Source organism: Cohnella pontilimi (assembly GCF_005049045.1).
Lineage (GTDB): Bacteria > Bacillota > Bacilli > Paenibacillales > Paenibacillaceae > Cohnella > Cohnella pontilimi.
Map to the genome: position 1 here is coordinate 776,950 of NZ_SUPK01000001.1, position 14,662 is coordinate 791,611.

General features: G+C 49.4%; 11 protein-coding genes. All 11 read right to left on the reverse strand.

Going from position 1 to position 14,662, the window contains the following annotated elements; all coding sequences use genetic code 11:
• Nucleotides 1-108 precede the first annotated feature (108 nt).
• Nucleotides 109-411 (reverse strand): hypothetical protein, encoded by a 303-nt coding sequence (locus E5161_RS03895; protein WP_136776336.1) that lies wholly within the window; start codon nt 409-411, stop codon nt 109-111.
• A gap of 9 nt (nt 412-420) precedes the next feature.
• Nucleotides 421-969, reverse strand: coding sequence for an SGNH/GDSL hydrolase family protein (locus E5161_RS03900; protein WP_136776337.1), 549 nt, complete (start codon nt 967-969; stop codon nt 421-423).
• Nucleotides 970-1,047: 78 nt separating this feature from the next.
• On the reverse strand, nt 1,048-1,989 hold the full coding sequence (locus E5161_RS03905) for a carbohydrate ABC transporter permease (protein ID WP_136776338.1): 942 nt from the start codon (nt 1,987-1,989) through the stop codon (nt 1,048-1,050).
• 13 nt (nt 1,990-2,002) lie between these two features.
• Nucleotides 2,003-2,896 (reverse strand): carbohydrate ABC transporter permease, encoded by an 894-nt coding sequence (locus tag E5161_RS03910; RefSeq protein ID WP_136776339.1) that lies wholly within the window; start codon nt 2,894-2,896, stop codon nt 2,003-2,005.
• A 3-nt stretch (nt 2,897-2,899) separates the two neighbouring features.
• Nucleotides 2,900-5,125 (reverse strand): DUF5696 domain-containing protein, encoded by a 2,226-nt coding sequence (locus tag E5161_RS03915; RefSeq protein WP_136776340.1) that lies wholly within the window; start codon nt 5,123-5,125, stop codon nt 2,900-2,902.
• Between the two features lie 17 nt (nt 5,126-5,142).
• On the reverse strand, nt 5,143-7,200 hold the full coding sequence (locus E5161_RS03920) for a tetratricopeptide repeat protein (RefSeq protein WP_136776341.1): 2,058 nt from the start codon (nt 7,198-7,200) through the stop codon (nt 5,143-5,145).
• 20 nt (nt 7,201-7,220) lie between these two features.
• The gene (locus E5161_RS03925) at nt 7,221-8,129 is read right to left on the reverse strand and encodes a carbohydrate ABC transporter permease (RefSeq protein ID WP_136776342.1); all 909 of its coding nucleotides are present in this window, start codon (nt 8,127-8,129) and stop codon (nt 7,221-7,223) included.
• Nucleotides 8,130-8,145: 16 nt separating this feature from the next.
• Nucleotides 8,146-9,096, reverse strand: coding sequence for a carbohydrate ABC transporter permease (locus E5161_RS03930; RefSeq protein ID WP_246042085.1), 951 nt, complete (start codon nt 9,094-9,096; stop codon nt 8,146-8,148).
• Between the two features lie 44 nt (nt 9,097-9,140).
• Nucleotides 9,141-12,092 carry an extracellular solute-binding protein gene (locus E5161_RS03935; protein ID WP_169306567.1) on the reverse strand — a complete coding sequence of 984 codons (2,952 nt, stop codon included), beginning with the start codon at nt 12,090-12,092 and terminating at the stop codon, nt 9,141-9,143.
• An 86-nt stretch (nt 12,093-12,178) separates the two neighbouring features.
• Nucleotides 12,179-13,528 (reverse strand): ABC transporter substrate-binding protein, encoded by a 1,350-nt coding sequence (locus E5161_RS03940; protein WP_136776344.1) that lies wholly within the window; start codon nt 13,526-13,528, stop codon nt 12,179-12,181.
• 347 nt (nt 13,529-13,875) lie between these two features.
• Nucleotides 13,876-14,616 carry an N-acetylmannosamine-6-phosphate 2-epimerase gene (locus tag E5161_RS03945; RefSeq protein ID WP_246042086.1) on the reverse strand — a complete coding sequence of 247 codons (741 nt, stop codon included), beginning with the start codon at nt 14,614-14,616 and terminating at the stop codon, nt 13,876-13,878.
• Nucleotides 14,617-14,662 lie beyond the last annotated feature (46 nt).

Consider the following 14,662-nt stretch of genomic DNA (forward strand, 5'->3'; position numbering starts at 1 on the left):
CTGTCGACACAGGACAGCAGCCCTTCTATTGGTCAAAAGCCAAAGTCACTTGGGATGGACACCGGTAAAGGCTGTCAGAGCAATTCAAGTGCTTTTTCTGTTTCGGTTCTACTCAGTTCCATGCTTGACGTATCTTCTGCGAGTGAACGACAATCCGCCGAATCCGCTCACGACGGCGAGGTAAAACCCAAAATCATACCACCAGCCGGAGTTATGCACCTCGTACACTCTGACATTGTGCTTGAAGAACCCGATGATCAACGAGATCGGAGCGATCCAGCCATGCCAAATTCCCCAAAAAAAGCCGGCGGGATCTGCTTCCGTGTGCGTCCCGTTCCCCGGGACACACCCCGTAAGCAGAATCATCATGATGACGAAAAAAGCGGCGACCCCTAACGCCTTTCTGTTCATAGTCATCCCTCACAAATACTTTTTGATCTTCTCGATCACCTGTGCCGCGCACCTCTGATTGCCTAACTCCGTCAAATGTAATTTGTCCTCGCAAATGTTACCGGCCAAATCCTCTTTCACCAAGCGGTTCAAGTCGTTCACTTCTACGCCGTTGGCATCCATGACCTCCACAACGGCCGCATTGTACAAATCGATCTCCGCGTTGCTTCTCCCCACGCCATCCGGAGGAATCGGCGTCGTCGTCGCGAAGATAATGTTGGCTCCCGTGCGCTGCAGCTCATTCAAAATGCGTTTCATTTGACCGATATACTCGTCAAGCGAGGTCAGCGCCTCCACCATAGGCGCCTCATGATGCAGATCCCACAAGCCGTTGTTCCAGTGAATGATGTCCGGCTTGCCCAAGTCCCGCATCCAGAGATTCACTCCCCACAACGTGTGCTTGGCGAATCTCCCGTTTTCCTCCGGCGCGACCACCTCCGCCAGTCCCTCTAATCCTTGCCGCACAAGCGGCTCGTACCCCATGCGTATGGAATCTCCCAATAATAAAACGCGTTTCATCCGACTCATCCTCCCTGAAAGCAGCAGGCTGCCAAATTTGTCTGTGGCAGCCTGCTGTAATCGAGTTATTAAAATCGCTTACCCCACGATTCCCGAACGCTCGATGCTCTTCATGAAGTACCTTTGCACTTCCAGATACATGATGACGATCGGCAGGACGACCAGCATACAAGCGGCCATAATCGTAGATTGATCGATATTGGATGTCACGGTACCGCCCGTCGCTTTATTCATGGACTCTCCGAGAAGCGGCAGCATCATCGGCAAGGTGAATTTCACCCGGTCCACGATGAAAATAACCGGTTCGTAAAAATCGTTCCAGTGCCACACCGTTGACAAGATCGTCGTGACCAGCAAAGGAGGCGTGACTACAGGGACCACGATGCGGAAGAAGGTTTTGAAAGCTCCGCAGCCATCCACCCTTGCGGCGTCTTCCAATTCCACTGGCAGCCCGCGGAAGAACTGTCGGAATATAAAGACGAACAAGGCTCCGCGCAAACCGTGCGCAAAGAAGCTGGGCACGATCATCGGAAGGTACGTATTGATCCAGCCCAAATTCTTATATTCGATGAACATCGGTATGATGATCGTCTGGGGCGGCACAATCATCGTGAACATCGCCAACCCAAAGAAAATTTCGCGGCCAGGGAATTTGTATCTTGCAAAACCGTAACCTACGAATGCGCAGGATAACACCTGACCCAGTACCGATAATACAGTCATCAGTACCGTGTTCCTAAAGTAGGGTAAATAGTGCAGCAGAGCGTATGCGTTAAAATAGCTTTTCACGTTAAATTCTTTGGGTACCCAGTGCACGGTCGGATTGACGAGATCGTTCACCGACTTGAAAGACGTCGTGATCATGAAAAGGAACGGATACAAAAACACGAATGCCAGCCCGATCAGGAACAAGTAGATGAACATCCGGTACAAGCGGTACCCGGCCTGCCAATGTTTGAGTTTTACGACCACAGGGTTGTTGTTCCATTTCACCGACAATTTTTTTACAGCAGTCTGCATAGCTGCACCCCCATTACATTCCCGTGTAAACGACCCGTTTGCGAGTGAACGCAAAGATCAGCACAACCAAGATAAAGACGAAGACGAAATAGATCCAGCCGAGCGCCGATGCATATCCCATCTCGATGTTCGTGAAAGCGACCTGTTTGATATACAGGATGACTTGGTTTCGAATATCGGTGAAGGAATCTACCAGTGTGAAAATGGCGTTTAGCAGCAGAACCGGTGTCATGAGCGGGAACGTAATCTTCCAGAACATTTCCCATGGCGTCGCGCCGTCACACTTTGCCGATTCATACAACGATTCGGAGATGCCTTGCAAGCCGGCTAAAAACAGCAGAATCTGAATGCCGGTTTTCCAGAACATAATCGTGAGTCTACCTAAAATATCGGTTAAATTCCCATACATCTCGGGCGACAAGTATCTGGCGATAACATCAGGGATTTGCAGACCGTTGGTGACTCCGGTATTCACCACACTGGGATCGGCGGCCACCGTCTGCAATGCCCCGACCCCCTGCCCCAGCAGCTGCTCCATTACGAATCCGGAACCGATGACGACGGGAAGGAAAAACGCTCCGCGGAAAAAGGCTCGCCCGAATACCTCATGGTTCAGCAGCATGGCCATAAAAAAGGAAAACACGAGGATGAGCGGGATTTCGACGAAAGCGTTACGAATGGCATCGTAAAACAATGGAATAAAGTATATGTCTTTCAAGACAGCCCGAGAGAAGTTTTCCCAGCCGATATACTCCATTTCCATTCCGGATACGCTGGTCATTTTACGGAAGCCCATATAGAACGACATGACCAACGGATAAACAAGAAAGGCGAGAAACCCCAGCATCCACGGAAGGATAAACACATAACCGCTGATTACTTTCCTTTTCTCAAGTCCGATCTTCATGTTTCATCCCTCCTGTTTCAAGACGATATAGTCCTTGGGCTGGACCTCTACACCAGTGCTCTTGTAAGGCAAGGAACTATAATTGACGATGACCTTGGTTCCGTCCCCATAAGTCGTTTCATACACGTCTCGGGTGATGATCCGGTGACTTTCGATTTCTTGCGACCACGTGTGTCCCAGCTTTTTATTGAGTTCCTTATACTGCTGAATGAGGAAGGGCGACCATTGGTCGAAACTTGAGCTGAACAACGTATCGCTGTAGAAGGTGTAACGAAACTCCTCCGGTTTGGCATAAGTTAGTTCGTAATACGGCATACTGCCGTATTCGACCCATTTTAGGAACAATTCGCGCGAATCATAGTGGGAATTCATCGGAAGATCTCCACTGTACGGGATATATCCGTGAACGACCATTTGGTAAAATGGAACGGCTTCATCCGAATACACGTAACCGGTGTCGTGAAGCGGAATGTCCATCAGCCGGTCCGCTGTTCCGAGTACATATGAATTGCCGCCGTATACGGCTACTTTGCCGTTCTGCTCGCGGGAGTATTTCATCATTTCCAGCCATTTTTGAACGGTACCTTCGCGGGTGAATGGATGATACTCATTATAGTCCGCGAGCGCAATGCTACCCATCTCTGCAAAGCTGATGCCTGAGGCGTCGTAACCGGCTAACGTTTTGGCTTGAGAACCCATGAATTTCGTCCAGGCCCGCTCCGCATTCAACAGATACCAGAAACCGTAGTAATCTTCGAGGGCCAATTTACTGGGCGATTTCATAACGTCGATATTTTTACGGAAGCCCAAATTGCGGTCGAATGCGTCGACGTTATTAAAGTCTAAGAATATATCGATCTGATGATCTTTTGCGTATTTCGTCAGATCAGTGAGCTTAGCCCTTCCTCCCAGCTCGCTGGAAACTTGGTCGCTGTCGGGAAAATCTCCTAAGCCGTCTTTCATCCACCCTTCCAGAACAACGCTCATGGCGTTAACTCCGGCTGTGTTTAATTCCTGCAAAAATTTTTTAGCCTGTTCGAAGGTAGTGATTTTCAAAAATTGTTTACTTAGAACATTGTCTTCCCGGATTCCCATGAACAGATTGATTGCCGCCGGAATCTCCTTACCGCCGTCGGCGATTCGCTTTTGCAATTTGCCGGACTCGATCAAGTAGGAACGATAGGCTTTAGCCATCTCGGAATAGTCCGAGTGATCCTTCGGCAGAAATACGTAACGCAGACGGTGGTCGACAGGCATCAAGTCCTTCTCGACGCGCTGCGAGAATTCACCTCTGCGAATTGCTGCGTCATAGAAACGCCGGTAAAAGAATTCTCCGGACACCCGGTTTAAATTGACGGTGTATCCGCTGGGGTAATAGTTGATTTTGGACTCGAACTCTCCCTGAGTCACATAAGCGACAAAGCCGTTGCCGTTTTTATTGGCCCCAAAAACCGGCAGATATGCATTTTCGACCCGCTGGCTTGTTCTCTTGAGCACATCTTCTGAGCCGTAAACGGTGGCGGAATATCTATCTTTATACTGCGGGTGTGTTTCCTTGAAGTAGGAGATGGCCCCGCTTCCGTCGGGGTAAAACATGTAGCCCTTGTCCTTGTCCGTCCCCGATCCTAGGTTGGGTAATATTTCGATGGAAACGAGCAGATTGCTTGTTTTTTCCTTAATGTCCGCAGCCGGAATGTAAACCTCCAGCCGGTCCGCTTCAATTGTATACTCGATGGCAAAGCTGATTCCCAGCTTGTCGAAGTCGTAGTGAACGCGGATGCCTTTGTCGATGTCCTCTTTGGAGATTTTCGGAGGAAGCGTAATTGAGTTGGTGTACAAAGGATCTTGAACCGGCCGCGAAATATCGGCATAAGTCAGATTTAAGGGAGCCCTTACGCTGTTTTTGAGCAGCTCACTTCCGCCGAGTGCTTCATCGGTAATATTCGAAGCTGACATCCAAGTCGCTCCGGTCGTTTTGTCGCTTACTGCAATGGAGGAGGTCACAGGTTCGAAATACAGCGAGAGCCGGTCATTCTCGGACACTTTGGCATAACCAGCCAAATTGCTCAGTTTATCGACAATTTCCTTTGCCACAGGCTGAGGATCCGGCTCTTTGCCGTCACCCAGCGCGTTTCGAGCGATCTGAAAATGTTCTGCCTTGTAGATGAAAAACGCACAAAACCCGATTACAAGGACCCAGGAAATGATTCGCAGCCATCGTCGCAGCATCTGTTCGTCTCCCCCCTTTAAAATCCACTAATGTAAACTTCCAAAAATACTTCTTTAAAGAAGTCGATCACGTGCTGCATGAGGATATAGAACAAGATACCGACAAGCAGCAGAGCGATGGCGGTTAAAATCGAAATCACGATAACCCAAATGGTTTTGCCTACAGTGTAATCGTTCATCGTCATGATGAGGAAAAATACGCATAATCCCATCCAACAATACGTCACCGTCGAGATCCCGTTGTAAATCGACAGTTCGTCGCGCGACAACACGTGGCTCATCAGCGCTTGAGCAACCGTTCCGATGATATATGGAATGATCACCCCATAGGAGCAAGCGGCCAAAATCTGCTTGAACTTCGACTCTCCGTCCATAATCGAGGTTATCATCCAGGCTGAGGCTGTAAACAAGAAGAACGGTACGATTAGCTGTGCCACTTCATAATAGAAATCGGCGAATTCAGGCCGCGTGAGATTAAAATGGAAACTCGTGAAGTAAATGTGAAAAAATCTTGCGGCCAACATGCCCAGTACGAGAACGATGACCGGCATATACCGGGGAGCGGACTGAATTCGATAAAAGGCTTCCCGAGGCGCGAATATGGTAAGAATCGCGTTTTGAATGGACGGATTTCCCGACCCGGCCGGCGACGCCAGCACCTTTCTTGAGTATGCGGTCAAGGCTACAATCGAATAATAGAGTGCGGCACCCATGACCGCTATGATTAACGCAATCCAACCGAACTGATGGCGGAGAGTTTCGTGCCGATATTCCCGAAAGGCGTTTGAATAACTGCCCATGTCTTCCCCTAAGCGGAATTCAGCCATGGCGTCCTTCCATTTTTGTTCCTTATACAAGGCTTTACCGATTCCGCGATGCGCGAAAATATAGTTGGAGTCGATGTTGACGACTTCTCTCCACGGCTGAAGCGCTTCTTCGTAACGTCCGTCGTAGTAAAGCCGGCTTCCTTTGTGCACGAGAGACGCAAAATGGTTGGCTCGAAACACCTGAACTTCTCCGCGTGCCCGATCCAACACGTAGAGCAAACCTTCCGAATCGTTAGCTACGCTAACCGGTTCCTGGAAGAATCCCGTCTGATCTCCGTTGCCTCCGAAAACGAGCAGGTTGTTGCCCTCCTGGTCGTATTGATAAACTTTTCGCTGATTGGAATCCACGGTGGTGATTATTCCGTCCTTATCTACCGACACGTCAACCACATTAGGAGATGTGATAATGCCCCTGCGATTCGTGAATTCTCCATAGTGCTTATCGGCCGGATAGGTATTGATGCCCAAAAAGTTAAACCGTTTGATTTCATCGATGGTCGTGTTTTCAATTGCGGTATATAGATATCCGCTGTTGAGATCGATCGTCACGTTGCGGTGATTCGGAGGTACAACTTTACCTAAAGCTTCCCGTTGCTCTTTGGTCGCATATTTGCGAAGAATGTAGTCCTTCAGGTTAAACTTCAATTTGTTCGGAGCGATATAGCCTTGAAACTGATTTTGTCCGTCGATGACCAAAAGGCCGTGATAATCGTTGCCGCTCGTGACATACATGTTGCCGCTGCGGTCCAGTACCAGCTTTGTCGGCATGAACGGAAAATCTTTATCGATTAGATCCGATTTGGGAGCGACGAATTTTTCGATCATCTGCCCTTCCGGGCTGAGATGAACTATACGGTTATTTCCAGTATCGGCGATGTATATATCGCCGTCATCCTCCACAAAGATTCCTCGGGGCTCCATCAAATTCAGCTTGTCTTCCTTCGTACCGAAAACCTTCAGTATTTTCCCGAACTTATCCATTTTAAGAACACGGTTGTTGGCCGTATCCGCTATGTACACTTGATCCCGGGAGTCGATGAACAGATCCTCGGGATTTTTCAACATACCGTTTTCGTAATCTCCGGTCAGTACCCGATCCACAGAATAGCCGAGAGGGACGGAAATGCGGTAACCTTCCGGAGCGATCACGTAGCCGAGTGCAGGCACGGCGAATGCCGTAAGCGTACCCGTAAAGATTGATGCCATGGTGACAATCAAAATAACGAACCCAAGCCGCAGCCTTCTCACGTATGTACCCCCCCTCGTCTCTACGATTTGATCCCGGAATGCGACATTGTGTCCATGACTTGACGCTGCATGAGAATAAACAAGATGATACTCGGCGCCACCGTCACGAAAGCACCGGCCGCCGCAGCCCCCATCCGGCCGACGGTACCGTTGGATACGCCGAGCATGGCTAACGGGAGAGTTTTCATCGTTTCACTCGTCGTATAGATCAAAGGTGAGGCAAAATCGTTCCATGTGGCGATAAAGGAGAAAATGACGACGGTCATCCAGGCCGGCTTAACAAACGGCATGACGATTTTCCAGAACATTGTCCACTCGTTTGCGCCATCCACCCTCGCCGCTTCCAGGGTTTGATCGGGAATCTGGTCCATAAACTGCTTTACGAGAAACAAATTGTAGGGTACCGCCAGCTTCGGCAAGATCAGCGCCCAATACGTATTCAGAATGGCTAGGTTGGAAACGACGAAATACGTCGGAATTGATGTCACCTGAGGTGGAAACATCAAAGTCGAAATGACCACCGCGAAGATAAAGCCCATTCCGGGGAGCTTATACTTGGAAATAATAAATGCTCCCATTGAACAGACAACGACGCTGAAAAACACAACGGCGACTGTCGTAAATACACTGTTGAATAAATAACGGGTAAACGGAACCAGTGACGAGTCCGTGGCGATCAATAAATCACTGAAGTTTTTGAGAGTCGGCTTCATGACGAAAAATCGCGGCGGGTATAAAAACAGCTCATCCAGCGGTTTGAACGCGGTCGAAGTAACGAAAATAATGGGAGCCGCCGTAAAGAAAACCAAGCCGATCATGAAAACATATAATAAAATTTTGCCGATGGTTATCCCTTTGATCCACCTTCTATGAAACAGATACGCCGCCCGGCTTATGGGTTTAAAGATTTGTTCGGATATTGCGTGCATTCCGGTTTCTCCTTCCTTACTCGTCTTTGGATGAGAAAATTCGCATGCTAATGCGTCCCAGCGTGAAGGTCAGGAGGAACAGGACCACGGATATCGCCGATGCATAGCCGAGTTCGAAACGGATGAAAGCATAATCGTACAAGTGAGCCACAATCGTATGAGCCGCATAGTTCGCGCTCGGCATCCCCGTCAACGCAACGGCGATATCAAAAACGGCGAACGAGGCGACGATTGCCATAACCGCTCCGAACAACAATTGCGGTTTCATCATCGGAAGGGTAATCAGCCACATCTGTTGGAACTTGTTTCGAATGCCGTCAATGTCGCCCGCCTCATACAGATCGGCAGGAACGTTGCGCAGACCTGCCAAAAATACGAGGAACCCTGCGCCCATGCTCATCCATAGCGAAACGAACATGACGACGTATAACATGTAATTCGGATTCGCCAGCCAGATGATCGGCCTGTCAATCATTCCGTAATCAATCAATACTTTGTTGATCAAGCCATATCTGTCGGCCGAGAAAATGTAAGTCCAAACCACGGCAAGCGCCACGCTGCTCGTAATCGACGGCGCATAAAAAGCCAAGGCGAACGCGTTGCTGAATCTCAAATTGTTGATAACCCAGGCGAAAAAGAACGATAAAAAGTAACTTAACGGCCCCGTAACAATGGCAAACGCAAACGTGTTTTTCAGGGCGATCAGAAAAATATCGTCTTCCAAAAAGAGAACCCGGTAATTGGCCAATCCGATCCATCTCGGCGGCTGAAGCATGTTGTAATAAGTAAAACTGAGCGCGATGGAAGAAAGCACGGGTACGATATAAAACATCACAAACAAAATAAGAAAAGGAGCGAGCATGAGATATTTGATCTTATGCTCGTTCAAATGGGCGACCAACCTTCTTCTTGTCCTGGTCTTGTAAGCCGTTGGATGGCTGGCCGCCACCGCTGTTTGTCCCGCCACCCGGAATCCGTCCTTTCGATTCAACCTGATGAGGTTGATGTTCGTTACTTCTGAGCCGTGCTGATCCCGAACTCTTCCTGCTTGGCCATCAATTCTTTGTTAATATCCTTGACCGCTTGTTCTAGTGATTCTCTCGGATTCGTACCGGAGAGGACGACTCGGTTCCATGCGTTCATGACATGGCGCAGCGTAAAGTATCCCCCGGGAATGACAGGTCTTTCCCGATACCATTTCCACTGCTCTTCGAACGTCTGCAAATCCTCCTTCGGCCAGGGCAAATCCTTAAACGCCTCGACGTTCGCGGTGTTCCATCTGGCTTCCACGCCGATCAGAGATTCGAGTTCCTGCCCGAAACGAAGCTGCACATCCTTGCTCAACCACCATTTCAAAAATTCCCAGGCTTCTTTTTGATGTTTGGACTGCTTAAAGATGACATCGCCGTACACTCCGCCGCCCGCCGTCCGGTCTACCTTGCCGTCCGGCATCAACGTGCCGGGAGCGGGAGCCACACCCCACCGGCCGGTGAGCTCGGGAGCAGCTACGGCTAATTGCATATATGTCGTGTAGTTGCCGATGCCGATCGGCATTTCGCCCGAGCGCATCCGGTTGAAGAAATTCGCTTCGACGGGCAGCCGGAAGTTGGTATAGATGTCCGTCCACTCTTTAAAAGCCGCGTAGGCTTCCGACGTATCCAGCCCCGATCGTGTCAGATTATTATTGTAAAAGCTGCCGTTATGCTGATAGAGGAACGGATCGAACATCGTCGGGATCCAGGCGTTCATCCCGTTTCGCTGTAAAATCGGCAATATCTTATATAGATCCTGCCAGGTATCCGGAATGCCTAATCCCAATTGGGATAAGATGTCCTTCCGATAAAACAGCAGACTGAAGTCTTGCGTTTCCGGAAGTGCATAGGCACCGCCGTTATATTGATAAGGAATTAGCGAGCCGGGCAAATACTGCTTGATCGTTTGCTCGTAATCCGGGAATTGCTTGAGGTCGACTATCGCACCGCGTATCGCGAATTCCACCGGGAGCGTGGCGTCCAGGTTGGTCGCGACGTCGGGGGCTATGCCCGAACTTGCCGCTAGAAGCAGCCTGTTCGTATTCCCTTCGGCCAATTGAGATGCAGGAATGGTGTTGATGTTCACCCGGATGCCGGTTTTGGGAGTGAAATCTTCTTCAACCAAATCTTTGATCAATTCCGCCCATTCACGGGCGTTGCCGATCCAAACTTCGATAACCGGGCCGTCTCCGCTATTGAAGGTGTCTCCGACGCTGTCATAATTTTTAGTAAAGGAACGAAAGAAATTTTGCGTCATGGAGACGCTGCGCTGAAAGAAGTTCGATGTCGCTTTCGGCCATTTCTTTTTCGGTGTAGAAATTACAAAATAGTCCAGTACAAGCGGAGATTCCTTCAAGGTCAGCAGCCAATTGCCGAGCTGCCCCTGCGTGTTGGTGATGTCTTCCAGCTGTTTGGGGATGTCGTCCGGATTGTCAGCCATTTTTTGATACTGATCCCGGATCGACTTCAAGCTCTGCACAACCGCCGGCGACTTACCCGACAAGTCGTCAAGTAATTGGATTTGGAGAGACAAATTTTTGGTAACCAAATTGAGATCCTGAATGAGATTCGGTATCCGGCGATCTAATTCATAACGGAAATTCATGTCCGGTTTCGTGCCCGTCACCATGATGATTTTCCTGTTCAATTCGGAGATGGCAAATATCGTTTGGGAAAGGGAATCGATCACGTCACGGTAAGGCCCAAGCTGAGCTGTGATACGCATCGTGTGCTTCCCTTTGGTGAAGTAGAAAAGAAAGTCGCCGTCCTTGTTGCCGAGACCGGATACCCTCCAATCTTTGGCATATGGAAATGCGTATTCCTCCAACTCTTGAAACGGAATTTTACCGTCTATCTCGATTTTTCGATAGGAAGGCAGGCCGTCTCCCCACCATTGGCCGTTTTTCAAGCCGATTTTGTACAGACCGTCCTCCGGAACGTCGAAATCCCAGACCAGGTACTGGCCGCCCTTACGCCAACGGTAATCGCCAATTACATTCAGCCGTTGATTGCCATGTATGGCAGGTTCCACAAGCGGATCCGAATTCGATTCTCTGCGAAGTGTCGGCTCCGTTTTGTACGCGGCTTTTTCCGCTTGAAATTTGATCACCTGATCCACAGCCGGTTTATAGCCGCTATGCTCATATTGTTGTTTAACTTGTTGGTATGTAGGCACGGCTTCTGGGGATACGAGAGAGATTTTCGAGATGGCGACAGGCTCTTTTATCGTATCGAAACGGACCGTATGTTTTCCTTTTTTCATATAGAAACGGAACGGCTCCGGGTATTTTCCTTCATTATCGGTTAATTTGACGGTCTCCCAACGCGGGACCTCTACTTGCCTCGGTCGAATATCGTCACCTTGGCTGTTTTGTTTCGGTTCGGCCTGGTCGGCCCACATGCGGTAGAATGTCAGCCGCTGTGCTTCATTAAAAGGAAATTCGTTATCGATCTTCATGCTGCGGTCAATGGAGGAACGCTTACCTTCTATCGGAAAATAAGTCACTTCGATATTGTAAAATCCGTCTTCCGGAACATCGACCGGCCACTCGATCCAATCGAGTTCTTCTTTATAAACGACAGCCTGATCCGGGCTGCCGCCGATACCGGTCTGCAGCTCCGGTGCCGCATTCGTTTTGGAGCCGGAACCGGAAAAACTTGCCGCCGGGATTTCCACATGGATATTCTGGGTATTCTTTACACCGGCACTTTCCTGCTTTTTCAACACGGTGGAGTAAGTCGACAGTTGAGACTCGCTGTATGCAGAAAAGTCAATCGGCTTGAGTTTCAGTGCGTCCTTGTATTTATCCGCGAGCTTTTCCGAAGCGCCTGCGCTTCCTAGAGGAGCTACAATCAAAGTGAGCAAAACCCCGCAGGTGAGCAACGCTTTCCATTTGGATACGCCGATTTTCTTTTCTGATGTCGTGCGCAAGATGGTGCACCCCCATAGCATACAAATCATATGGACTCCTGCCCGCGCATAGCGCGGGCAGGAGTCGCATGTTTACCGCGAACTCCTTACTTTTTGTACTTGGCGACTTCCGGCGCCATTTTATCTGCAACTTGTTTCGCCGCTTGTTCAGCGGAAGTTTTGCCAAGAAGAACATCGTTAAACGCGACGCCGATTTCATTCGTGTACGTGCCCATATATGGAGAAGCCGGGAAGCTTTGCAAGTTCGGGTTTTTGGATGCATCCAGGAATTCTTTGAATCCGGCAGCGTCATTGAACAGAGGAGAGTCAATCGCTGCAATGACCGGTGTCAGGTTACCGATGCCAGCGTCAAATTCCGCAATGTTTTCCGGCTTCATGAACCAGTTGATGAATTCCCAAGCTTCATCCGGATGTTTGGCGCCTTTCGGAATGTAGAAGGTGGACGTATCGACGGAAGCCGCGCCTTTCATTTCCGGATGGTTCTCGTCATACGGCAATGGAGCGATTCCATAATTCAGATTCGGTGCAAATTTCTTGATGAACGTGCCGGTCCATTCTCCGCCGAAAGTCATTGCGTATTTGCCGGTAAAGAACGGATCGTTCGCGGACAACCAGTCTCCCACTTTGAACGCATTCACTTTGTCGGCTCCGCCCGCTTTTTTATACAGAGCGGCGCTTTGCTTCATTGCTTGGATGAATCCGGGATCTTGCGGCGTGATCTCGTTTTTGTCTACATCGACGAATTTGCCGCCGAAGAGGTAAGCGTAGTCATAGACTGGCAGAGTCGGAGCACCGAGTCCAAGTACTTTGATGGCGCCGTTAGAGTCGAATTTGCTCAGCTTGTCAAAGTATTCAAACAATTGCTGCACGGTTTCCGGCGGCTTGTCGTAGCCGGCTTGCGCAAGCAAGTCTTTGTTATAGAACAGCATGCTGAAGTGCATGGCGACCGGCAGCGCGTATGTTTTGCCGTTATATTGCTGCTGCTTGATTGCGCCCGGCACGAATTGCTCCGCCGTGAGGCCGCTCTTCGCCATGTAGTCATCCAGAGGAGTGTTGGCGCCGTTCTCGCCGTTCGGCACGGACGCATTACCGAAGTTAGATGCTACATCCGGCGGGTTGCCAGCCGTAATGGCCGTAAGCTGCTTGCTGTAATCGCCTTCCACTGTGCCTTTCACGACAATGTGGTCTTGGCTGTCATTGAATTTCTTAATTATTTTCTCCATCACTTCGCCTTCCGGTCCGCCCCAGCCATACCAGAACTGAATTTCAACTTTCTCTCCCGAAGCGGCCGAAGATGCCGGCGCAGAAGATGATGGCGAAGAAGATGATGGCGAAGAAGATTGTGCATCATTGTTATTCTTGGACGAACATGCGGAGATGATGGCGACGATCAACGCCATTAATACCATAAGCGACATCAGTGACCTTTTTTTCACGGAATATCCTCCTTAGACTTGTGTTGCTTGTGGCCAGTTTGTGTAAGCGGTTTCTTTTTATATTGCAATTGACTCCGCAAAGCTGAGACTGCCGAGGCAACAAGATCCGTCCGTTCGTCTAGGATGAGAGGATGAGCGAGTTCACGAGAAGATCTTGCGGGCTTACGACCCTCCTTCGTTAAACGAAGGGTAAAGAGAAGCTTTCCGGTAACACCGACTGCAATGAGGCTGCATCACCACCTTCAATAAAGTCTTTCTTAACTAAACGTTTATTAGGGTTACAGAAGCGAATACATAGGGTTTACGATTCCGCTCTTGGAATAGAGCCAGAAACGATGGTTCTATGTTTAAGCTTGAGTACCAGCGTGAATCGCGTTCACAAATCGGCGGGTAATCTCTTGAGGTCTCGTGATGGCAGTGCCCACTACGACGGCGTGAGCTCCGGCATGCAAACATGCGACACATTGTTCTGGTGTCGAGATTCGGCCTTCCGCCAAAACCGGCGTTCGATGAAGTGCAGACAAACGGGATACCAAATCGATATCTGGTTCTTCTTGCTGCTTGCTGTACGGGGTGTAACCGGACATGGTGGTCGAAATCACATCCAAACCCAAGTCCATTGCTGCCACGCCTTCTTCAAAAGTAGAGATATCCGCTACGATAGCAGTTGTCGGAAAGCGATATCGAATTTGATGGATAAATTGTTGCAACGATATTCCTTGGGGACGTTTTTGGCGGGTGCAGTCGATCGCTACAAAATCCGCTCCCGCTTCTACCACTTCCATCACTTCCTGGATTGTGGGTGTGATATATACGTCGGAGTCGGAATAATGTTTCTTATACAAACCTATGACCGGCAATGAACTTCTGTTCTTGATCGCTGAGATATCATTCGGCGTATTGGCGCGAATTCCCACTGCGCCTCCCTCTTCCGCAGCCAAAGCCATGGAAACCATGTGCTCGGAACCGAACAATGGTTCTTCTTTCAACGCCTGACAGGATACGATCAATCCACTTTTCAGGTTGGTAATGAGTGTGTTATTCATCAGTTCACCTGTTCCCAAACTGGAGTATTTATCCGAATTCATATTAATTGTTGAATCTCACCTCCAACCTGTTTGCCTTTATTATAGC